17 protein-coding genes are annotated in these 21676 nt (G+C 68.4%); 10 read left to right on the top strand and 7 right to left on the bottom strand.

Features of this window, described 5'->3' with window-relative positions:
- Positions 1 to 73: 73 nt before the first annotated feature.
- Positions 74 to 973 (bottom strand): LysR family transcriptional regulator, encoded by a 900-nt coding sequence (locus AB4112_RS12475; protein WP_309793820.1) that lies wholly within the window; start codon positions 971 to 973, stop codon positions 74 to 76.
- A gap of 110 nt (positions 974 to 1083) precedes the next feature.
- Here AB4112_RS12475 and AB4112_RS12480 point away from each other — a divergent pair, with 110 nt between their 5' ends.
- The 5 genes from AB4112_RS12480 (at position 1084) to AB4112_RS12500 (ending at position 5723) form a co-directional block, all read left to right on the top strand.
- Positions 1084 to 1713 (top strand): glutathione S-transferase family protein, encoded by a 630-nt coding sequence (locus AB4112_RS12480; protein WP_309793821.1) that lies wholly within the window; start codon positions 1084 to 1086, stop codon positions 1711 to 1713.
- 48 nt (positions 1714 to 1761) lie between these two features.
- Entirely contained in the window at positions 1762 to 3870 is a 2109-nt protein-coding gene (locus AB4112_RS12485) for a pyridoxamine 5'-phosphate oxidase family protein (protein WP_441719999.1), read from the top strand.
- A gap of 112 nt (positions 3871 to 3982) precedes the next feature.
- Positions 3983 to 4546 carry a hypothetical protein gene (locus AB4112_RS12490; protein WP_441720002.1) on the top strand — a complete coding sequence of 188 codons (564 nt, stop codon included), beginning with the start codon at positions 3983 to 3985 and terminating at the stop codon, positions 4544 to 4546.
- Entirely contained in the window at positions 4543 to 5121 is a 579-nt protein-coding gene (locus AB4112_RS12495) for a hypothetical protein (protein WP_441720005.1), read from the top strand. The genes AB4112_RS12490 and AB4112_RS12495 overlap by 4 nt, the downstream gene beginning before the upstream one ends.
- Positions 5118 to 5723, top strand: coding sequence for a hypothetical protein (locus tag AB4112_RS12500; protein ID WP_441720008.1), 606 nt, complete (start codon positions 5118 to 5120; stop codon positions 5721 to 5723). The genes AB4112_RS12495 and AB4112_RS12500 overlap by 4 nt, the downstream gene beginning before the upstream one ends.
- Here AB4112_RS12500 and AB4112_RS12505 read toward each other — a convergent pair.
- Positions 5720 to 7072: a hypothetical protein gene (locus AB4112_RS12505; protein ID WP_309793826.1), complete on the bottom strand. Its 1353-nt coding sequence runs from the start codon at positions 7070 to 7072 to the stop codon at positions 5720 to 5722. The genes AB4112_RS12500 and AB4112_RS12505 overlap by 4 nt on opposite strands.
- Positions 7073 to 7272: 200 nt before the next feature.
- Here AB4112_RS12505 and AB4112_RS12510 point away from each other — a divergent pair, with 200 nt between their 5' ends.
- The 3 genes from AB4112_RS12510 to AB4112_RS12520 all read left to right on the top strand — a co-directional run bounded on the left by AB4112_RS12510 (position 7273) and on the right by AB4112_RS12520 (position 15258).
- Positions 7273 to 8613 (top strand): MdtA/MuxA family multidrug efflux RND transporter periplasmic adaptor subunit, encoded by a 1341-nt coding sequence (locus AB4112_RS12510; RefSeq protein WP_441720011.1) that lies wholly within the window; start codon positions 7273 to 7275, stop codon positions 8611 to 8613.
- Positions 8614 to 8857: 244 nt separating this feature from the next.
- Positions 8858 to 11971: an MdtB/MuxB family multidrug efflux RND transporter permease subunit gene (locus AB4112_RS12515; RefSeq protein ID WP_441720014.1), complete on the top strand. Its 3114-nt coding sequence runs from the start codon at positions 8858 to 8860 to the stop codon at positions 11969 to 11971.
- Positions 11968 to 15258 (top strand): efflux RND transporter permease subunit, encoded by a 3291-nt coding sequence (locus tag AB4112_RS12520; protein ID WP_441720017.1) that lies wholly within the window; start codon positions 11968 to 11970, stop codon positions 15256 to 15258. Before AB4112_RS12515 ends, AB4112_RS12520 begins: the two co-directional genes overlap by 4 nt.
- 1 nt (position 15259) lies before the next feature.
- On the opposite strand, the gene AB4112_RS12525 is transcribed toward AB4112_RS12520, so the two are convergent.
- Positions 15260 to 16516, bottom strand: coding sequence for a cation:proton antiporter (locus tag AB4112_RS12525; RefSeq protein ID WP_441720020.1), 1257 nt, complete (start codon positions 16514 to 16516; stop codon positions 15260 to 15262).
- Between the two features lie 300 nt (positions 16517 to 16816).
- On the opposite strand from AB4112_RS12525, the gene AB4112_RS12530 reads away from it, so the two are divergent.
- Positions 16817 to 16936, top strand: coding sequence for a DUF2958 domain-containing protein (locus AB4112_RS12530; RefSeq protein WP_309794097.1), 120 nt, complete (start codon positions 16817 to 16819; stop codon positions 16934 to 16936).
- Between the two features lie 1073 nt (positions 16937 to 18009).
- Here the strand turns inward: AB4112_RS12530 and AB4112_RS12535 are convergent.
- Positions 18010 to 18384: an IclR family transcriptional regulator domain-containing protein gene (locus tag AB4112_RS12535; protein ID WP_374710605.1), complete on the bottom strand. Its 375-nt coding sequence runs from the start codon at positions 18382 to 18384 to the stop codon at positions 18010 to 18012.
- An 81-nt stretch (positions 18385 to 18465) separates the two neighbouring features.
- Here AB4112_RS12535 and AB4112_RS12540 point away from each other — a divergent pair, with 81 nt between their 5' ends.
- The gene (locus AB4112_RS12540; RefSeq protein ID WP_374710606.1) at positions 18466 to 18912 is read left to right on the top strand and encodes a hypothetical protein; all 447 of its coding nucleotides are present in this window, start codon (positions 18466 to 18468) and stop codon (positions 18910 to 18912) included.
- Between the two features lie 10 nt (positions 18913 to 18922).
- Here AB4112_RS12540 and AB4112_RS12545 read toward each other — a convergent pair whose 3' ends face one another.
- The 3 genes from AB4112_RS12545 to AB4112_RS12555 form a co-directional block, all read right to left on the bottom strand.
- Positions 18923 to 19624, bottom strand: coding sequence for a hypothetical protein (locus AB4112_RS12545; RefSeq protein WP_309793832.1), 702 nt, complete (start codon positions 19622 to 19624; stop codon positions 18923 to 18925).
- A 29-nt stretch (positions 19625 to 19653) separates the two neighbouring features.
- Positions 19654 to 20730, bottom strand: a complete 1077-nt coding sequence (locus AB4112_RS12550; protein ID WP_309793833.1) for a hypothetical protein — start codon at positions 20728 to 20730, stop codon at positions 19654 to 19656.
- A 149-nt stretch (positions 20731 to 20879) separates the two neighbouring features.
- Positions 20880 to 21674: a TfuA-like protein gene (locus tag AB4112_RS12555; RefSeq protein ID WP_441720026.1), complete on the bottom strand. Its 795-nt coding sequence runs from the start codon at positions 21672 to 21674 to the stop codon at positions 20880 to 20882.
- Positions 21675 to 21676: the final 2 nt, after the last annotated feature.

Here is a 21676-nt window from a genome sequence, read left to right on the forward strand (position 1 = left end):
CGCAGCCTCCGGTGGGGCCGAAAGCCAAGTCTACCGGATCGGGCCGGGCGGCTCCAGCCGGCCGGGCGCCCCGTCAGCGCAGCGCCGGATCGGCCCGCAGCCCCGCCGCCACCAGGTCGACCAGCGCCCGCACCCGGGCGGTGGCGCGCCGGCCCTCCTGGTGCACGACATGGATCGGGATCGGCGGCGGCTCGAAATCCTCCAGCACGGTCTGCAGCCGGCCGGCGCGGTGGTCCGCCGCCATCTGGTAGGACAGCACCCGGGTCAGGCCGTGCCCGGCGACGGCGGCGGCCACCGCAACATCGGCCTGGTTCACGATCAGCCGCGCCCGCGGCGTCACCGTCTCGGTCCGGTCGCCGCGGCGGAACACCCAGTCGCGGGCGGCGACGCCCTGGCCGAACGGGATCGCGTCGTGATCCGCCAGGTCGGCGGGGGTCTGCGGCACGCCATGCGCCGCCAGATATGCGGGCGAGGCGCAGACCACGCGCCGGACCGTGCCGACGCGGATGGCGCTGAGGCCCGAATCCGGCAGCTCGGCGATGCGCACGGCGACGTCGTAGCCCTCCTCGGCCAGGTTGACGACCCGGTCGATGAAGAAGCTGCGCACCACCATCAGGGGGTGGCGGATGCCGACGTCGAACAGGATCGGCGCGACATGCAGCCGGCCGAACAGCACCGGCGCGGTGATCGACACCTGGCCGCGCGGCTCGGCATGCAGGCCGGCCGCGGCGGCCTCCGCCTCCTCGACCTCGGCCAGGATGCGCCGGCAATCCTCCAGGAAGCGCGCGCCGGCCTCGGTCAGCCGCACGATCCGCGTGGTCCGGTGCAGCAGCCGGGCACCGACCCGGTCCTCCACCGCCGCCACGGCGCGGGTCACCGCCGGCGGCGACAGCACCAGCCGGCGGGCGGCGGTGGCGAAACCGCCGGTCTCCGCGACCGCGACGAAGATCCGCATGCTGTCGAGCCTGTCCATCCGATCATTCCAAATTCCGGAATAGTCCACTGTCAAGGGTGAGTATTCTCGTTGTGATGGGGAATGGGCACATTGGGGCCGACGCAACCTCTCCGGAAAGGCCCGCCGCCATGCCCGTCCCCGCCCAGCCCATCCGCCTCTACCGCGTGGCCCTGTCCGGCCATTCGCATCGGGTCGAGCTGTTCCTGTCGCTGCTCGGCCTGCCCTTCGAGCGCATCGATATCGACCTCGCCAAGGGCGAGAGCCGGACGCCGGAATACCTGGCCCGAAGCCCCTTCGGCCAGGTGCCGGCGATCGAGGACGGCGACGTGACGCTGGCCGACAGCAACGCCATCCTGGTCTATCTCGCCAGCCGCTACGACGAGGCCGGGACCTGGCTGCCGCGCGACCCGGTCGCCGCCGCCCAGGTCCAGCGCTGGCTGTCCGTCGCCGCAGGCTTCCTGGCCTATGGCCCGGCCGCGGCCCGGCTGGTGACCGTGTTCGGCGCCAAGCTCGACCAGGACAACGCCAAGGCGATCGCCGCCCGGCTGTACAAGGTGCTGGAGCCGCATCTGGCGGGGGACGGCTTCCTCACCGGCGCGCGGCCGACCATCGCCGACGTCGCGCTGTACACCTACACCGCGGTGGCGCCGGAGGGCGGAGTATCGCTGGCCCCCTATCCCAACATCCGCGCCTGGCTGGGCCGGGTCGAGGCGCTGCCCGGCTTCGTGCCGATCCAGCGCACCGCCGTCGCGGCCTGACGCCGCGTCCCATCTTTGAACCGCGCTGCAACCTTACGAGGTGCCGTGATGCCCGACACGATCGCCTTCGCCCCCCTGGCCGGCTGGCCGCATGCCGAGCCGGCCTTCCACCTCGGCGAGCGGGCCGCCCAGGCCCGGGTCGGGATCAGCGAGCGGATGGCGCAGGTCGGGCGCCGGGTGATCCGCGGCGCCATGCCGGACCAGCATCGCGACTTCTTCGAGATGCTGCCCTTCGTCCTGGTCGGCAGCCTCGACCGCGACGGCCGGCCCTGGGCGTCGATCCTCTCCGGCCGGCCGGGCTTCCTGCAGTCGCCCGACCCGCAGACCCTGACGGTCGCGGCACAGCCGGCCTATGGCGACCCGCTGGGCGCCAACCTGGCCGCCGGCGCCCCGATCGGGCTGCTCGGCATCCAGCTCGAGACCCGCCGGCGCAACCGCATGAACGGCACCATCACCGAGCGGTCGGCGGGCGGCTTCACCATCCGGGTGGGGCAGAGCTTCGGCAACTGCCCGCAATACATCCAGGCGCGCCGGCCGGTCTTCGTCGCCGAACCCGGCAGCGTGGGCACGCCGCGCCCGGTGCGGGTGGAAGGGCCGGTGCTGTCGCCGCAAGCGGCGGCGCTGGTCGCCGGCGCCGACACCTTCTTCATCGCCACGCGGTCGGCCGAGGCCGAGGGCGGCGGCGCGCCGGCGGAAGGCGTCGACGTCTCGCATCGCGGCGGCCGGCCCGGCTTCGTCAGGGTGACGGAGGAAGGCGGGCAGACGGTGCTGACGGCGCCGGACTTCGTCGGCAACTTCTTCTTCAACACCTTCGGCAACCTGCAGGTCGATCCCCGCGCCGGGCTGGTCTTCGTCGATTTCGACACCGGTGGCGTGCTGTCGCTGACCGGCACGGCCGAGGTGATCTGGGACGGGCCGGAGGTCGAGGCCTTCGCCGGGGCGGAGCGGCTGCTGCGCTTCCGGCTGGGCGAGGGGGTGTGGATCGAGGACGCGGTGCCGCTGCGCTGGTCGGCGCCGGAACCGGCGGCGCAGCTGGCCGAGACCGGCACCTGGGCCGAGACGGCCCGGGTGGCGGAGGCGGCGGCTGCGCGCAACACGCTGCGGGCCTTTGCCGTGACCCGGATCGTGGATGAGAGCGAGAGCGTGCGCTCCTTCACCCTCCGGCCGGCGGATGGCGGCGGCGTGGTCCCGCACCAGGCGGGGCAGTTCCTGCCGATCGCGCTGGACATCCCCGGCCAGGACTGGCCGGTGCGGCGCACCTACACCCTGTCGGACGCGCCGGATGGGCAGGCCTACCGCATCAGCGTCAAGCGCGAGACCGGAGGCACGCCCGGCCTGGCCAGCCATTGGCTGCACGACCACCTCAAGGTCGGCGACACCATCCGGGCCCTGGCGCCGCGCGGCGACTTCACGCTCGATGCCGACAGCCGCCGGCCGGTGCTGCTGCTCTCGGCCGGCGTCGGCGTCACGCCGATGATCGCCATGCTGAACCAGCTGATCGGTCGCAACCTGGACCGGCTGCGCCAGCCCGGCCGCGGCATCTGGTTCGTCCACGCCGCCCGCGATGGTGGCGAGCACCCCTTCGCCGCCCATGTCGAAGCCCTGGCCGAGCGGGCGCCGGCCTTGACCGTGCATGTCCGCTACAGCCGGCCGCGGCCGCAGGACGTGCTTGGCCGCCACCATGACGACACCGGGCACATCGACGCCGCGCTGCTGCGCCGCCTGCTGCCGCTGGACGACTACGACGTCTACCTGTGCGGCCCGGCCGGCTTCATGCGGGCGATGCAGCAGGTGCTGGGCGAGCTCGGGGTGCGGCCGGAGCGGATCCGCACGGAAGCCTTCGCGGCGGCGGCGACTCCGGCCCCAGCCTCCGCGCCGCCGCGGCCGGCGGTGGTCACGACGGCGCAGGTCGAGTTCCGCGCCTCGGGCCGCACCGCTGACTGGGATCCGGCCAAGGGTACGCTGCTCGACCTCGCCGAGGCGGCCGGGATCGACGCGCCCTACAGCTGCCGCACCGGCCTGTGCGGCACCTGCGCTACGCGGGTGGCGGAGGGGGAGGTGACCTATGCCGAGCCGCCGGCCGGCACGCCGCGCGCCGGCGAGGCGTTGCTCTGCCAGGCCATGCCGGCCAGCGGGCGGGTGGTGCTGGAGCTCTGAACCCACCGCCGCCGGAACCAATTCCCAGGTCGTGTGTTCGATCAGTCCGGTGGTGGGGGAGCGCCTTGGGCGCAGTGGGATGTCGCTCGGACAACGGCTCGGCCTGGATGGATTGAAGAGCAGGACCGTGGTCTGGCTGACCACGGGCATCGGCGGCTTCCTGGCCGTCGGGGCGGCCCTGGTCATGACCATCGCCTCCTACCGCACCGACCAGCCGCTGCCGCACTTCCCGGTCGGCGCACCGATCGAGGCGGGGGAGTGGCGGGTGATACCGCTGAGCGCGCGGATCGACACCGCCACCCCTGACGGACGCAAGGTCCGGGACGGCCAGAAGGCCGTGGTGGTGGAGGTCGAACTGACCAACCGCACCGGCGAGTCCAGCAACAGCTTCTACCGCCTGCTGGCGCCGGACCTGACGCCCGCCGAGAAACAGCCGGACGTCTTCCTGCTGCGCGACGGCGATCGGGCCGCGGAGCTGCATCCGGACATGACGGAGCGGCTGGCGATGGTCTGGACCCTGCCGCAGGAGGCCGCGGTGCCGCCGGTGCTGAAATTCGCGGTCCGTGTCTCGGACTACAAGCGGAGCGACAATCTCCGGGGCCAGACCGGCTGGGGGTACAATCCGCATGTGGCCGGCATCATCGACATGCCGGTCCAGGGGGGCGGCCCGGCATGATCCGATGGCTCGGCCGACTGGCGGCGCTGCTGGTCGCCGCAATCCTGCTGCTGGCGATGCAGTGGAACACCCCCTACTACGAACGCAAGACCGACCCGATCCCGGTCTATGGGCAGATCGGCGACACGGTCACGGCGCGGAAGTTCACGGTCCGGCTCGAGACGGTCCAGTTCGCCCGGCAGCTCCGGTTCACGGCGTATGGCAAGGAGGTCGTCCGCGACACCTCCGGCCTCTGGGCGGTCGTCACCGCGACCGTGGCGGCGCGGTCGGAGAGCACGCTGGTCTACGAGGCCGACTGGGAGGGGCCGACGGGGCTGCGCTATTCCCTCAGCGACCGGCTGCCCGGTGTCAAGTCCCTGCTGTCCGGCGCCACGCTGCAGCCAGGCCTGCCGCGGCGCGGCTGGTTCATCTTCGAGATCCGCGAGGACCAGGCCCGCGGCGCCACCTTCGTCGCCCCGAAGATCGGCCTCACGCGGCTCGATTCCATCGTCCGCATCAGCCTCGGCAGCGGCGGCGGATCGCTGCCGATCCTCGACAGCCTGGACCTCGACCGCACGCCGGGGATGATCGAATGACGACGGCCGAGCAGCCCGGGGATGCCGCCGACACCACCCTTGTGCCCACCGATACCGACGAGCGGCGATGGCGCCGCCGCAGCCTGTGGGGGCTGCTGCTGGCGCTGCCTGCCGTCTATCTGCTGACGGCGAGGGGGCATATCGAGGAGTGGTGGCAGGCCCAGGAGCTGTTCGAGGTCGGCGTGTCCGCCGGTGTCGAGGCCCGCTTCGCCGGGGCCGACTGGAAGCTGGAGACGGTCGAGGTCCTGCCGTTCAAGCAGTCCGGATGGCCGCGGGTGCAGTCCCAGGGCACGCCCGTCCGGGTCCGGTTCCAGGTCACCGTGCGCGAGCCGGGCATCGACGTGCTGTGGCGGCGCTGCCAGGTATCGCTGCGGGACGATCAGGGCCGGCGCTGGGCGGCCGGTGGCTTCGGCGGCCCGCGCTCCACCGAAGGCACCATGACCTGCGGCGCCGCGACGCTGGAGCCGCGGGCGCCGGGCACAGTGCTGCGGATCGAGCAGGACTTCACCGTGCCGAACGACGCGGCCGGGACCGTCGAGCCGACCGTGAGCATGGACGGCGAGCGGCCGCGCTACCTGCGCTTCCACCTCGAATCCCACTAGGCCGCCGGGCTCTCCACCGCGTCGGGTTCGGCCGGCGCCTGCGACCGGGCGAAGGCGATCTCCAGCACCGCCGCGACCAGGCAGATGCGCAGCGGCTCGACCAGGATGCCGGACGTGGTCCCCGACAGGTCGCCCAGCAGCAGCGACAGGCCGTCGACGAACAGCTGCTCCAGGCTGATCGGATGCGGGCCGATCACATGCGTCGTGCCCATCCACAGCCAGTCGGCCGCCCAGCCGATCGCGCGCCAGCCGACGATGTAGATCAGCAGCAGGGCCAGTTCGGCGTGCACCACCAGCCGGATGCTGTTGGCGACCGGCAGGTAGCGGCTGCGGTACCCGCCGATGAAATGGCCGATGAAGTCGCGGATGAACTTCGGCAGGGCGGCGTAGCGGCTGCCGATCCGCTCCAGCCGCCGGTGCCGCATCCAGCCGGGGTCGCCGCCCAGGTCATGGCCGTAGATCAGCGCCGCCAGCACCAGCCAGATCAGGGGCAGCAGGGCGTAGAAGAACAGGCCGGTGGCGACGGTCGTCGCGTCGGGCAGCGCCTGCTCCACCGGCTCGGCGGCGGCGAAGGCGGTGGAGATCGGTGTCAGCACCGCCTGCCAGATCCGGTTGAGCCACTCCCAGGCGGTGCCGCTGGCCACCCAGGCGATGGCCTCGTCCTTCCATTGCGACAGGACGAACAGGCCGATGAACACCCAGTTGGTCTCGCACAGCACGATCAGCAGCTTCCAGACCGGGGCGCCAGTGCGGTCGCGCAGCGCCTTGAACAGCCGGCGCAGGATCCAGGTGACGACGATGGAGACGACCAGCCAGCGGCCGCCGATCGCATCGAGCAGGTTGCCCTCGCCGCCGAGGGGGGCAAGGTCCAGCCCCAGGATCGAGTATTCGCGGATGGTGTCGTTCAACAGGCCCCAGGCGGCGTAGTAGGCGAAGAACGGCACCAGGGCGATGGTCAGCGTGGTGGCGAAGCTGGTCAGCCGCTGCCGGCGTGTCGGCGTGGTTGGTGGGACCGGTGCCTGGGGCACGTCCGCCGCGTCCGCCGCGGCGTCATCGGGCCCCGTGATCGGCACCGCCGTTCCCGTCGATAGCGCCCGGGCGGCGGCGACGGCCGGCAGCGCCGGCCGCAGGATCATGAAGCCGAGGACGGTGACGACCAGCTTGGTCAGCACCACCAGGGTCAGCGCCGCGAAGCCGAGCGACCGGTCGACGAAGCCGATATGGGCGGACAGCAGCAGCAACTGGTCGTTCAGCAGGATGCCGATCAGCACCAGCAGGGTCAGCTGCGGCCAGAAGCGCCACCACAGCTTTCCCGTCAGCACCAGCGGCGCCAGCAATTCCCGTTGCATCCGGTCCCCCCGACCCCACGCCGGCGGCGCGGCCCCAATACCCCGACAGGCACCCTAAACCCGCGAGCCGCGCGTTTGTGCCGTATCCCCGTGGGTGCGGCGAACGCGCCCAGGGCCGGCGGCCACCGACGGAACCCGGATCGTCATGCCGTGTAGGGACGCGCGGCCTGCTGGCCGCCCGATGCTTTGGGTGACAGGTCATGGATGCTCGCGTCGAGGATCGCGATCGACAGGTGGCGGACAAGACCGCCCCGCCGCGCCGCCGGTGGCGGGTGCTGCGGGTCGGCGTGGGGCTGGTGGTGGTGCTTCTGCTCGCCTACGGCACCTGGCGGGTGGTGACCGCGCCGACGGCGGCCCCGGCCCGCACCGGCCGGTTCGCCGATGTCGCGGCGCAGCCGGTCGGCGTCGCCACCGTCGGCAAGGGCGACATCCGCATCAGCTTCGACGCGCTGGGCACCGTCACGCCGCTGGCCACCGTCACGGTCAAGCCGCAGATCTCCGGCCAGCTGATCGAGGTCGGCTTCCAGGAAGGCCAGATGGTCAAGAAGGGCGACTTCCTGGCCCAGATCGACCCGCGCCCCTACCAGGTGGCGCTGGAGCAGGACCAGGGCCAGCTGGCGCGCGACCAGGCGGCGCTGAACCAGGCCCAGAGCGACCTGGCCCGCGACCAGTCGATGCTGAAGCAGAATGCGGTGTCGCGGCAGCAGGTCGACGACCAGGCCTTCCTGGTGCAGCAGGACCAGGGCACCATCCAGTCCGACCAGGCGCAGATCGACGCCCAGAAGCTGAACCTCGACTACTGCCACATCCTCTCGCCGATCGACGGGCGGGTCGGGCTGCGCCAGGTCGACCCCGGCAACTACGTCCAGACCGGGGACGCCGCCGGCCTCGTGGTCATCACCCAGCTGCACCCGATCTCGGTGATCTTCACCCTGCCGGAAGACGACCTGCCGCAGATCCAGGCGCGGCTGCATGGCGGGGCGACCCTGCCGGTGACCGCCTTCGACCGGACCGGCACCAAGGCGCTGGCCACCGGCACGCTGTCGACCCTGGACAACCAGATCGACACCACCACCGGCACGCTGAAGCTGCGCGCCGCCTTCGACAATGCCGACGAGACCCTGTTCCCGAACCAGTTCGTCAACGCCCGCCTGCTGGTCGACACGCTGCAGGATGTCATCACCGTGCCGACTGCGGCGGTCCAGCACGGCGCGCCCGGCGCCTTCGTCTACCTCGTCGGCCAGGACGGCACGGTGTCGGTGCGCCCGATCACGACCGGCGCGGTCGACGGCGAGATGGCGTCGGTCGAGAAGGGCCTGGCGCCCGGCGACCAGGTCGTGGTCGACGGCACCGACCGGCTGCGCGACGGCGCCCATGTGACCATCGCCGCGGGCGGCACCGGCAACGCGACGCCGGCCGCGGCTCCGACGGACGACACCGGGCAGGCGGGCCAGCGCCACCGGCAGGGCCAGGGGCAGGGCGGCCAGGGCCAGCACCGCCGCCGCGACGGCCAGACCCAGCAGCCCCCGGCAAACGGATGAGCGCGGGCCGGCAGCGGCCCAGCCGGTCGGGCACGGTAGCGTCTCGCCGGACTCACAGGCCTCGGGGTGCACTCCGATTGCCTCTCCCGCTTGCGGGAGAGGTCGGAAATCCCTTGGGATTTCCGGGTGAGGGCTGGCTCCGGCCTCGACAAAACCCCCTCACCCGGAGCCGCTTCGCGTCTCCGACCTCTCCCGCAAGCGGGAGAGGTCACGCAAATCTCTCACATCCGGACGGACTCCGGCCATGAACCCGTCCCGCCTGTTCATCCTGCGCCCGGTCGGCACCTCGCTGCTGATGGCGGCGATCCTGCTGGTCGGCGCCGTGGCCTACACCTTCCTGCCGCTATCGGCGCTGCCGGAGGTCGACTACCCCACCATCCAGGTCCAGACCTTCTATCCCGGCGCCAGCCCGGAGGTGATGACCTCCTCGGTCACGGCACCGCTGGAGCGGCAGTTCGGCGAGATGCCGGGGCTGAACCAGATGACCTCGGCCAGCTCGGCCGGTGCCTCGGTCATCACCCTGCAATTCGGCCTCGACCTCAGCCTCGACATCGCCGAGCAGGAGGTGCAGGCCGCGATCAACGCCGCCGGCAACCTGCTGCCGGGCGACCTGCCGGCGCCGCCGATCTACGCCAAGGTCAACCCGGCCGACGCGCCGATCCTGTCGCTGGCGGTGACCTCGAAGACCCTGCCGCTGACCGACCTGGAGAACCTGGTCGACACCCGGCTGGCGCAGAAGATCTCGCAGCAGCCCGGCGTCGGGCTGGTCAGCCTCAGCGGCGGCGCGCGGCCGGCGGTGCGCATCCAGGTCAACCCGCAGGCCCTGGCGGCCTACGGCCTCGCCATCGACGACGTCCGCACCACGCTGGGCAACGTCAACGTCAACACGCCGAAGGGCAATTTCGACGGTCCGACCCGGTCGTCGACCATCAACGCCAACGACCAGATCACCAAGGCCGGGGACTACGATGCCGTCGTCGTCGCCTACCGCAACGGCGCGCCGATCCGCCTGTCCGACGTGGCCACGGTGGTCAACGGGCCGGAGAACGGCAAGCTCGCCGCCTGGGCCGGCACCACCCCGGCGATCATCGTCAATGTCCAGCGCCAGCCGGGCGCCAACGTCATCCAGGTGGTGGACGGCATCAAGGCGCTGCTGCCCGAGCTCGAGACCACCATGCCCGCCGCGGTCGACATCGCGGTGCTCAACGACCGCACCGTCACCATCCGCGCCTCGGTCGCCGATGTCGGCTTCGAGCTGATGCTGTCGGTGGCGCTGGTGGTGATGGTGATCTTCCTGTTCCTGCGCACCATGGCGGCCACCATCATCCCCAGCCTGTCGGTGCCGCTGTCGCTGGTCGGCACCCTGGCGGCGATGTACCTGCTGGGCTTCAGCCTGGACAACCTGTCGCTGATGGCGCTGACCATCGCCACCGGCTTCGTGGTCGACGACGCCATCGTGATGATCGAGAACATCGCCCGCTACGTCGAGGAAGGCGAGACCCCGCTGCAGGCGGCGCTGAAGGGGGCCGAGCAGATCGGCTTCACCATCATCTCGCTGACCGTCTCGCTGATCGCGGTGCTGATCCCGCTCCTGTTCATGGGCGAGGTGGTGGGCCGGCTGTTCCATGAGTTCGCGATCACCCTGGCGGTCACCATCGTGATCTCGGCGGTGGTCTCGCTGACCCTGGTGCCGATGCTGTGCGCCAAGCTGCTGCGGCATCGGCCGGAGGCCGAGCGGGGGCGGTTCGACCGCGGCGCCGAGCGCGGCTTCAACTGGATCATCGGCCAGTACGGAAGGGCGCTGGGCTGGGTGCTGGACCACCAGCCCCTGACCCTGCTGGTCGCCGTGGCCACCCTCGGCCTCACCGTGCTGCTCTACGTCGTGATCCCCAAGGGCTTCTTCCCGGAGCAGGACACCGGGATGATCCAGGGCATCTCCGAGGCGGCGCAGACCGTGTCCTATGACGAGATGGCGCGCCACCAGTCGGCCCTGGCCGAGGCCATCCTGAAGGACCCCGACGTCGCCAGCCTCAGCTCCTTCATCGGCGTCGACGGCACCAACACCACGCTGAACAGCGGCCGGTTCCTGATCAGCCTCAAGCCGCTCGACCAGCGCAGCGCCAGCGCGGCCCGGATCATCGACCGGCTGCATGGCGAGGTCGCCGGCGTGGCCGGCGTCACCCTGTACCTGCAGCCGGTGCAGGACCTGACCATCGATTCCACCGTCAGCCGCACCCAGTACCAGTTCGTGCTGGAGAACGCCGACCCGGACGCGTTCAAGGACTGGGTGCCGAAGCTGGTGCAGCGGCTGGATCAGGTGCCGGAGATCGCCGACGTCGCCAGCGACTACCTGCAGCAGGGCCTGGCCGTCGACCTGGTGATCGACCGCGCCACCGCCGCCCGCTTCGGCATCACCCCGGCGACGATCGACAACGTGCTGTACGACGCCTTCGGCCAGCGCATCGTCTCAACCATCTACACCCAGTCGAACCAGAAGCGGGTGATCCTGGAGGCCGACCCGTCGCTGCAGCAGTCGCTGGAGGGGTTGAAGGCCCTGTACCTGCCGTCGTCGCTGTCCTCGACCGGGCAGGTGCCGCTCTCCGCCATCGTCCATGTCGAACAGCGCGCCGGGCCGCTGCAGATCACCCATCTCGGCCAGTTCCCGGCGACCCTGATCTCGTTCAACCTGGCGCCCGGCGCATCGCTGGGCGGCGCGGTCGACGCGATCCAGGGGGCGGAGCGGCAGCTCGGCCTGCCCGACAGCTTCGTCACCGCCTTCCAGGGCACCGCCGCCGCCTTCCAGTCGTCGCTGGCCAATGAGGCGCTGCTGATCCTGGCCGCGATCGCGACCATGTACATCGTGCTGGGCGTGCTCTACGAGAGCTTTATCCACCCCATCACCATCCTGTCCACCCTGCCGTCGGCGGGGGTCGGCGCGCTGCTGGCGCTGATGGCGGCGGGCGACGGGCTGGACGTCATCGGCATCATCGGCATCGTTCTCCTGATCGGCATCGTGAAGAAGAACGCGATCATGATGATCGACTTCGCACTGCAGGCGGAGCGGGACGAGGGCAAGGCCCCGCGCGACGCGATCTACCAGGCCTGCCTGCTGCGCTTCCGGCCGATCCTGATGACCACCATGTCGGCCCTGCTCGGCGCCCTGCCGCTGATGCTTGGCACCGGCATGGGGTCGGAGCTGCGGCGGCCGCTCGGCGTCGCCATCGTCGGCGGGCTGATCGTCAGCCAGCTTCTGACCCTGTTCACCACGCCGGTGATCTACCTCGCCTTCGACGGGCTGGCCCGGCGCCTGTCCCGCCGGCCGAAGCCGCGGCCGGCGGGCGGCGAGACCCGGGCGTGAACCTCTCGGCCCCCTTCATCGCCCGGCCGGTGGCGACCACGCTGCTGACCCTCGGCATCGTGCTGGCCGGGCTGGTCGCCTACGGCAAGCTGCCGGTGTCGCCGCTGCCGCAGGTCGATTTCCCGACCATCTCGGTCTCGGCCTCGCTGCCCGGCGCCAGCCCGGACACGGTGGCGACCACCGTGGCCAGCCCGCTGGAGCGGCATCTCGGCGCCATCGCCGACGTCACCGAGATGACGTCGCGCAGCTCGGTCGGCCAGGCCAGCATCACGCTGCAGTTCGGCCTGAACCGCGACATCGACGGCGCCGCCCGGGACGTCCAGGCCGCGATCAACGCGGCGCGGGCGGACCTGCCGGCCGCCCTGCGCAGCAACCCGACCTACCGCAAGGTCAACCCGGCCGATGCGCCGGTGCTGATCCTGGCGCTGACCTCGAAGACCCTGACCCGCGGCCAGATCTACGACGCGGCCAGCAACGTGCTGGAACAGCGCCTGTCGCAGATCCAGGGCATCGGCCAGGTCCAGCTGGGCGGCGCGGCGCTGCCGGCGGTGCGGGTCGAGCTGAACCCCGACGCGCTGTTCAAATACGGCATCGGGCTCGAGGATGTGCGGGCGGCGCTGGCCGCCGCCAACGCCAACAGCCCGAAGGGGTCGATCGAGGAGGGCGGCCGCCACTTCCAGATCTACACCAACGACCAGGCCAGCCATGCCGAGGACTACCGCCCGCTGGTGGTGGCCTACCGCAACGGCGCCGCGGTGCGCCTGTCCGACGTCGCCTCGGTCGACGATTCGGTCGAGGATCTGCGCAACGCCGGCCTGGCCGACGGCCAGGCCGCGGTGCTGGTGCTGCTGTTCCGCGAGCCCGGCGCCAACATCATCGACACGGTCGACCGGGTGAAGGCCGAGCTGCCGCATCTGCGCGCGGCGATGCCGAACGACATCGACATCACCCCGAACGCCGACCGCACCACCACCATCCGGTCGTCGCTGACCGACACCCAGAGCACGCTGGTGATCTCGGTCATCCTGGTGATGCTGGTGGTGTTCGCCTTCCTGCGCGACGCGCGGGCCGCGCTGATCCCGGCGGTGGCGGTGCCGGTCTCGATCATCGGCACCTTCGGGGTGATGTACCTGCTGGGCTACAGCCTGGACAACCTGTCGCTGATGGCCCTGACCATCGCCACCGGCTTCGTGGTCGACGACGCCATCGTGGTCTTGGAGAACATCACCCGCCACATCGAGGCGGGCATGCCGCGGCGGCAGGCGGCGCTGCGCGGCGCCCGCGAGGTCGGCTTCACCGTGCTGTCGATCAGTATCTCGTTGGTGGCGGTGTTCGTGCCCATCCTGCTGATGGGCGGGCTGGTGGGCCGGCTGTTCCGCGAATTCGCGCTGACCCTGTCGATCTCGATCTGCGTGTCGCTGGCGATCTCGCTGACCACCACGCCGATGCTGTGCGCCCTGCTGCTGCGCAACCGGCCGAAGCCGGCCGGCAAGCGCCGCTTCAGCCTGCTCGACCGCACCCTGAAGATCTATGAGCGGACGCTGTCCTGGGCGCTGCGCCATGTCGGCTTTGTGCTGGTTGTGCTGTTCGGCGTGGTCTGCCTGAACGTCGCGCTGTTCACCGTGATCCCGAAGGGCTTCTTCCCGGAACAAAGCACCGGCCGGCTGGTCGGCGGCATCCAGGCGGACCAGAGCGTCTCGTTCCAGCTGATGCAGCAGAAGCTGACCCAGCTGGCGGACATCGTCCGCGCCGATCCCGCGGTGGAAAGCGTCGTCGGCTTCACCGGCGGCGGGGGCGGCGGGCGGTCGCAGACCAACACCGGGTCGGTGTTCGTGACCTTGAAGCCCCTGTCCGAACGCGGCCTCAGCGACGACGAGGTCATCGCCCGGCTGCGCGGGCCGCTGGCGCAGGTGCCGGGCGGCCGGCTGTTCCTGGTCTCGGCGCAGGACATCCGGGCCGGCGGGCGGCAGAGCAACGCCGCCTACCAGTTCACGCTGCAATCCGACTCCTCGGAGGAACTGCAGGAATGGGGGCCGAAGCTGCTGCAGGCGTTGCAGCGCAACCCGATCCTGGCCGATCTCAATTCCGACCAGCAGCAGAAGGGCATCGAGACCGACATCGTCATCGACCGCGACACCGCGGCGCGGCTGGGTGTGACGCCGCAGCAGATCGACAACACGCTGTACGACGCCTTCGGCCAGCGCCAGGTCTCGACCATCTACAGCGCGATCAACCAGTACCATGTGGTGATGGAGGTGGCGCCGCAGTACTGGCAGAGCCCGGAGACGCTGAAGGACATCTACATCAGCACCTCGGGCGGCAGCGCCAGCGGCACCGCGAGCACCAATGCGGTGGCGGGCACCGTCGGGACCGTCGGCGCCGGCACTGCCGTGGCGAACAGCTCGGACGATTCCGCGCGCAACGCCGCCACCAACGCGCTGGCCAATGCTGGCCGCAAGGGCACGTCGAGCGGGGCCGCGGTCAGCACCAACCAGGAGACCATGGTGCCGCTGGCGGCGATCAGCCATTACGGGCCGGGCAACACGCCACTGTCGGTCAACCACCAGGGGCTGTTCGCGGCGACCACCATCTCGTTCAATCTGGCGCCGGGCAAGTCGCTCAGCGACGCCGCCGCGGCGATCGACCAGACGATGGCGGAGCTGCGCATGCCCGCCACCATCCACGGCACCTTCCAGGGCACCGCCCAGGTGTTCCAGAGCTCGCTGCGAGACGAGCCGATCCTGATCCTGGCGGCGCTGGCGGCGGTCTACATCGTGCTCGGCATCCTGTACGAGAGCACCATCCACCCGCTGACGATCCTGTCGACGCTGCCCTCGGCCGGGGTCGGCGCGGTGCTGGCGCTCTTGGCCTTCAACACCGAATTCAGCCTGATCGCGATGATCGGCGTGATCCTGCTGATCGGCATCGTCAAGAAGAACGCGATCCTGATGATCGACTTCGCGCTGGAGGCGGAGCGGACCCGGGGCCTGAGCTCGCGCGACGCCATCTTCGAGGCCTGCCTGCTGCGGTTCCGGCCGATCATGATGACCACCATGGCGGCGATCTTCGGCGCCATCCCGCTGGCCACCGGCTTCGGCAACGGCGGCGAGCTGCGGCGGCCGCTGGGCATCGCCATCGTCGGCGGGCTGATCGTCAGCCAGGTGCTGACGCTATACACCACGCCGGTGCTCTACCTGGTGCTCGACCGCTTCCGCCGCAGGTCGCGCCAGCGCTGGGCCCGGGCCTTCCCGCGCCTGGCCGGCAATGCGCCGGAAGTGGCGGAATAGGTTAGGGGTCGAGGTTCCGCCCGTCCTGGATGTCCAGGCCGCGCATCAGCGGCGTCACCGTGACGCCGTGCACCACCACCGACAGCAGCACGACGAAGCCGACCACCGACCACAGCTGCACACCTTCGGGGAAGGGGGCGTGGTTCAGGGCGTAGGCGATGTAGTAGAACGACCCGATGCCGCGGACGCCGAGGAAGGCGACCAGCGCGCGCTCGCGCCGCGGCCAGGACAGGCCGGCCAGGCTGATCCAGCCCAGGATGGGGCGGACCAGGAAGACGATCGCGATGGCGACCCCGGCCTCGGCCCACGTCAAGGACGTGAACAGGCCCTGGGCGATGACCCCGCCGAACAGCACCAGGGTCAGCATCATCAGCAGCCGCTCGGCCTGCTCGATGAAGGCGTGCATGGTGTCGTGGTAGTCGTGCTCGCGCTCGGCCGCGCGCAGCGCCAGCGCCGCCACGAAGACCGCGACGAAGCCGTAGCCATGCGCCATCTCGGTCACGCCGTAGACCAGCAGCATGATGCCGAGGGCGACGAAGCCGTCGCCGGTCCGCGACAGCCGGGCCCGGGCGTGGGCGCGGAAGGTCGCCCAGCCCAGCACATGCCCGGCGGCCCAGCCGATGCCGATGCCGGCGGCCAGCTTCCAGGCGACGTCGACCAGGACCCAGCCGGTGAAGGCCGCGGTCCAGGGGCCGGCGGTTCCCGCCGCCAGGGCGGCCACGATGGCAAGGTTGACGAAGGGGAAGGCGAGGCCGTCGTTCAGCCCGGCCTCCGCGGTCAGGCCGAAGCGGACATCGTCCTCCTCGCCCGAGCGCGGGGGCCCCACCTGGACGTCGGCGGCCAGCACCGGATCGGTCGGCGCCAGGGCGGCGCCCAGCAGCAGCGCGGCGGCCGGGCCCAGCCCGAGCCACCACCAGCCCAGCGCCGCGGTGGCGAGGATGGTAAGCGGCATGGCGATGCCGAGCAGGCGCCACACCTGGCGCCAGCCGTGCCAGCCGAAGGGACGGTCCAGCTTCAGCCCCGCGCCCATCAACGCGACGATGACGACGAATTCGGTCAGCCGCTCGGTCGCCACCGGGAACCACAACGGGAACGGCGCCGGGCCGGCGACGGGCAGGCTGAAGGCGAGATAGCCGGCGAGGACGCAGATGATCGGCAGCGACAGCGGCGCCCGGCGCAGCACCATCGGCAGCCAGGCGACCAGCAGCACCAGCAGGCCCAGCCCGGCCAGGGTGACGATATAGAGGTCGGGCATCATGACGGGCGGCGCGGCGGAGGACGATGCGGCATCCCACGATAAGGCGCGCAAGCCCGAGGTGGTTCCAGCGGCAATCGGCCCCGGTGGCCGCGCCCTCCCGCAGGCACGGAGGCCGCTGGGCGGAGAGAGGCGCCTGGCCAAGGATTCGCAATGACAGGGTGAAATCGTCCCGCGCGGGATGAAAGTGAGAACTGCGTTTTCGCTGCGTCACTATGATGCCACCGCCGAGCGCCCGATCCGTTCGTCGAGACTACGCGGATCCGCGATTTCTCACTCTCACCGCGCGGGGCTGTCTCGGAGATCGCCGCGATCCGTGGCGGGCTCGGACTGCCGATTGAGCGCGACCTGTTGTTCCGGGCCGACCGGCCGCTGAGCCGATACGCCGAAGAGGCCCAGTGCCTCGGCGTCATCTGGGCCTGATGCGCCTTGCTGCGCCCTGCCTTCGGGCAGGGCGCGTCTTTCATGTCCGCAGTTACGGATCTCAGGCCATGCGGCGAGCGGGACGGCACAGTCCCATTGCGCTCACGGGAGGCATCGTCCCGCTCGATCTTTCCCTCGACTGCGCGGGGTGGGTGTCGCTTGCCTCTAGGCCCGCCGCGCCGGTCCGCAACGCGCTGGCGCGCGTCCTCGACTCCGTTCCGGCCCTGCCGCTCATCCGGCGCACCGCCGCAACCGCTCCGACCGGGCGCGGCCCGCCTCCCTCGGCGGGCTGCCGGCCGCTCTCCGTCGCCCACCCGCCGTGTCTAACTCCGTCGCTGACGACCCAAACCTGGGCATTCGGCACGCCCTCGCGTACGGCGGCAAGGATATGCGCTTTCGTGACCCGGCCGAAGTAGCTCCGCGCCGTGGGCGTCTGAAGCAGCCGACCGGATGGCGGGAATGAAGAAGCACGAGATGGCCGACGCCGCGGAGCAGCTTCTGGCTGGGACTAGCTGGCTGCCGGCATTGCTTCGGGACAGAGGTAGGGGCCGGTCTGGGCGTTGATATGGCCGACGGCGAGCGATACGCGAACGCTGCTGAATAGAACCGTCGGGCCGGGGCCGCTAAGCGGCCCCGGCCCCTTGAATGAAGCGCCCATTCCTCATTGCCGGTTCGTCCCCAATGCTGTCATCCGAAGGTGGTTCAGGCTGCCCCGAACCGGACATTGCCAGCGACCCAGCCGCCCCGGGACCGGCCTTCGTTCAGGGGCGGGGCTGGTCCCGTCAGCTGACGTTCGGAGGCAGTCCGGAAACTTTCGAACCGGACATCCCTCCCGGTCTCATTGGCCCCGAAGCCGACCCTTGTTGTCGGGTCACATTGCGAGACGGATGCGGCGACGGGGAGGGAAGGTCGCATCTCGCCGCCTGCTTCAGCGACGACGGGAAACTGCGGGTGGGAGTCCTGGGCTTGTCGGGCATTCAGCCTCCGATCGCCCATGTCACCCCAATTCTTCTGTCTCAGTCCAGGGGTGCACTCCACTCCTCGCTCTCTTCGAGGTTAGTGGCGCAACCCATTTACCGGACTTCGTCGAGGGCGGCCTCCGGGGAACGCATCGACTTGATCGAGTGGCGCGTCTGAAACGGCAAATCGCCCGCTGGATAAAGTGCGCGCACTTGCTGTCGGCCGAGTTCGGCCAGCAACGCCTTTCCCACCGAGGTGCAGTTCGCAGGAAGCACCTGGCCGGTGCGAGCCGCGACACGGAGTGCGCGGTCGCTTTCGATCGCGTCGACGAAGCGATTCAACGACTCCAGCAGCAGAGCGATGGGGGCGGCACGCTGTTCAACAAGTTCGTCGGCTCGAATTTCCAGGATGGCGACCGCATCGCCGCTCTGCTCCGGAATACGTTGCCGGAGGGGAGGGCGGATATCCAGGCGAGCACGATCGCGCATCTCGGCCGCGCCAAGCCCAGGCAGCAGAACGCGGCGGGCGATGAGTTCTCCGCGGCGACGTTCCTGACCAATTGGGCGAAGATGTCCCAGAACGCGAAGGCGCAGGTCTTCGCCGACGACCCGCAGCTCATCAGCGATCTGAACGACATCGCCAGGATCGCGGAGGGTATGCGTCAGGTGGGCCGGACCTCAAACTACAGCAACACGGCTCGCATCGGCATGACGGGCGGTGGCGCGGTCGGCCTCACGCAGATAGGCCTATTTGGCCCCCGCCCAAGCTGCAACCGTGCTGGGCGGCGGCTACGCTGGCCTGCGGGCGCTCGTCTCCAATCGCTTGGCGTAATGGGCGGCGGGGGGCCTTCGACCTCAGCGCGGATCGCGGCCCGGCTACCGGGTGTCCTCAACACCGCGAGCCCCTACGCCGACCCGATCGCGGCGGTCATCATGTGGCAGGATTATGCTGCGCGCGGTGCGCGGGCCAGCGCGGCGTCTACAGGTGACCCGATACTGGATGCGGTTGTGAGGTGAGAGAAGCGAGTTAGTCAGTCAATCTTCCGTTCCGATGAGCTAGCATTGCCCGTCCAACATACGAGGTGGGCGACCGCTTGCCGGGGAGGTTCGCCTCCAAAACGATCTGTTCGATAAATCCTTGATTCATCTCAAATTCTACACATTCTTCTAGCTTGTCGACGACCCACAAGCGGTAGTTGGAATCCCTTTTGAGTTGATATCCGCAATCATCTTCTGGGATAGGCACCGGAGGAGTCGGAAGAACCATTATCTTTGGTTTAGGAAGATCATAGCAATGTCCTTCATATGCGTAACCTACTATTATTCCGCACGACGAAAATCTATTAGGCGATGGTGCTTCGGGTGCCGAAGAATTAAATAAAACGAGACCTACTGTTCCGTATTGTTTTACGTCAAATTTAATTATTTGATAATAAGCGACTGGTATTTTTACGCTATGATCTTCTAAGATATTGTGGAATATTCCAGAGTTAGATAATTTCTTTTTTCTGAGTTCGTCGACTACAGAAGATGTTGCTTGTTGGTCCGAATTTTTTATAACTGATACAGGGCTTATCATTATAGAATAGCTTCCGTCATCCAATTCTTTCTTAGGGTCATTGGAATAAGAAAGATCATCTGGGGCCGATATTCCGTAGAGCCTAACCTGAGTAGCATTATACGCTCCATCAGGGAATGTTAATGTCGGGCGGTGAAAGTCGTCGGCCATAGTTGTTCTCCTCAATCTGTATGGATGAGTCAGATTATCTCCCGCCATGAAAGGTTTTCTTCAAGTTTTGTTGCGAGAAACGCGTCGATGGGCTTGCTGGCGTTTATTAGAGAGATTCCCGCGCTCTCAAAGGTCAAATTATCAACATCGAGAAGGAGCCAAGCTCGTGCCAGCACCAACGCCACGTCGTCCCTCGCCCTCGTCAGAGCGCTTTTGAAGAGAAACGGACGGGCACGGAAAGCTCGTGCCGTAAAATCGGAGATCTTCTGCATGGCGGTTTGGCTGACTGTCCTAATATCGAGTTCCAGCAGCCTTTCGTCAGCTAACCCCTCAGCCACCAACCTCGCGTGGTAGTTGTCGACGATTGTGTCAAACACGGCGCCCGTGAACGGGCGTGAGCGATCATGGAGCTCGTCTGTCACCTCCGAAAGGCGTCTCGAATTGCTGGCCAAACGGACCTGCCGATCTCCCACAAGCTCGCCTATCCGGTTCAATTCATTTAATATCAGAAGATTGCCGTTGCAGTGACGCAGCAGCCTATCCAGGCCGCTGTCGAAATGAAGGAAGGACAGGAGTGAGATCAGGTCCGCGCTCGTCTCATGAAATGACGCGTAGTCTGCTTGTCTGAGTCCCTTTTCGGGCACGTCAATCAGCGAGAAGAGTATAGCGTGGCCGACTTCATGGGCGATGACATCGAAGTTGAGCGCGAACGGGTGCGCCTGACCGTCCAAACCCCGGTCCTGCCCTAACTCGAGGAAGCCATAGCCCGACTGAGCATTATTCCAATCGATCCGGGGAATAATCTCAAGCCGCTCGTAGGTTTCTGCAAAGTGCCAAACGGTAGGTCTACCGATATAGCTCTCCCAGATATCTAAGACCCGACTTACCGACGCAAACGCGTGAGCGGCAAGAAAACGCCTAGAATTCAACGGTATTTGATCGAAGTGTCCGTCGAAAGCTGGTTCTGCGGGTGGAAAGACCTCGCCGACGAAAGGCGGAAGGTAGGGATATTCGTATGGCTCCTTAGCAAGGAGTGGATCGCGGACATAGATGCGGTGATCCTCTGGACCTACTCGTATTTGATCGGGCGGAGTCGAAATCCACACTGTCTCGGGTGTCTCGTAGCCAGCGACGTATGGTGCCTGCGGATAAATTCGAAAGCGTGTCCCGAGGACGCGACTGCCAGGGCCTCCGCGGTCGACCGTCCCAATCTGCTCGGCATGTTCCCCCATGGCTAAAAAGCCTATACCCAGGATCAAGCCACGTAAATTTCTCCGTTCGATGTAGGCGTATCCAACGCTGCCGCCGATCGAGTTTGACCATGTCCAAGCGTCAGGCCGGCATCCTCGAGATCGCGGTCGAAGGCCGCCGTCAGGGTAAAGTCCGGAACGGCGGGTGGCGCAACGACACCCGCCCGCAGAAGCTGCAACGCACCGAGCGCGTCTGTCCTCTTCTGCTCAACAAAAATAGATTGTATGCGCGCCTGAAACGCTGCGGCCGTGGGCTCGTCTTCCGACTTCAGTGCGCCCTCGATGACCCTGGTAAGTGTGCGATCCCGAAAATTGAGATTTCGGGCGATGAGTTCCATGCTGGCCGCGAGATCGACAGGTATGAGCCCGCGGCGATGAGCGGCGCGAATGGTCATCCTCAAATCAATCAATGACGAGGTCAGCGGTGCGAAATTCACCACCTCTGGCCCATGCAGAACAGCGACAGCGTCATCCGGAGCCAACGGATATCGACGGTACCATCTATAGATTAGGCCGCTACCTTGCATGTAGGGAAAGAGTTCGGCGGCACGCAGCGCACCCATGCTGGCGGCGCCAACGACTGGAATTCCGAGGCTAAGCGCCCAAAGGATCTCTTTGTGTCTGACAGCTGGTTCGCTCTGGAAGCCACCGTCGATAATGAGGATTGCGGCAGGATCGAACCGATGCACAGCTAATACGATTGACCCCTGAACCGCCGGTGGAAGAAAGATTGCGTCAAGGACGCTCGACCCCTCTGCGTGCGATATGGTGGGGCCGGTGAAAATAAGCCTGGGTTTCATGC

This window comes from Inquilinus sp. 2KB_23, assembly GCF_052115705.1.
GTDB classification, from domain to species: Bacteria; Pseudomonadota; Alphaproteobacteria; order DSM-16000; family Inquilinaceae; genus Inquilinus; species Inquilinus ginsengisoli_A.

Bases quoted from the DNA above. Each gene is read 5' to 3' on its own strand.
- AB4112_RS12475 (WP_309793820.1), bottom strand. From the start codon at position 973: ATGGACAGGCTCGACAGCATGCGGATCTTCGTCGCGGTCGCGGAGACC.
- AB4112_RS12480 (WP_309793821.1), top strand. From the start codon at position 1,084: ATGCCCGTCCCCGCCCAGCCCATCCGCCTCTACCGCGTGGCCCTGTCC.
- AB4112_RS12485 (WP_441719999.1), top strand. From the start codon at position 1,762: ATGCCCGACACGATCGCCTTCGCCCCCCTGGCCGGCTGGCCGCATGCC.
- AB4112_RS12495 (WP_441720005.1), top strand. From the start codon at position 4,543: ATGATCCGATGGCTCGGCCGACTGGCGGCGCTGCTGGTCGCCGCAATC.
- AB4112_RS12500 (WP_441720008.1), top strand. From the start codon at position 5,118: ATGACGACGGCCGAGCAGCCCGGGGATGCCGCCGACACCACCCTTGTG.
- AB4112_RS12505 (WP_309793826.1), bottom strand. From the start codon at position 7,072: ATGCAACGGGAATTGCTGGCGCCGCTGGTGCTGACGGGAAAGCTGTGG.
- AB4112_RS12510 (WP_441720011.1), top strand. From the start codon at position 7,273: ATGGATGCTCGCGTCGAGGATCGCGATCGACAGGTGGCGGACAAGACC.
- AB4112_RS12515 (WP_441720014.1), top strand. From the start codon at position 8,858: ATGAACCCGTCCCGCCTGTTCATCCTGCGCCCGGTCGGCACCTCGCTG.
- AB4112_RS12525 (WP_441720020.1), bottom strand. From the start codon at position 16,516: ATGATGCCCGACCTCTATATCGTCACCCTGGCCGGGCTGGGCCTGCTG.
- AB4112_RS12535 (WP_374710605.1), bottom strand. From the start codon at position 18,384: ATGCGCGATCGTGCTCGCCTGGATATCCGCCCTCCCCTCCGGCAACGT.
- AB4112_RS12540 (WP_374710606.1), top strand. From the start codon at position 18,466: ATGTCCCAGAACGCGAAGGCGCAGGTCTTCGCCGACGACCCGCAGCTC.
- AB4112_RS12545 (WP_309793832.1), bottom strand. From the start codon at position 19,624: ATGGCCGACGACTTTCACCGCCCGACATTAACATTCCCTGATGGAGCG.
- AB4112_RS12555 (WP_441720026.1), bottom strand. From the start codon at position 21,674: ATGAAACCCAGGCTTATTTTCACCGGCCCCACCATATCGCACGCAGAG.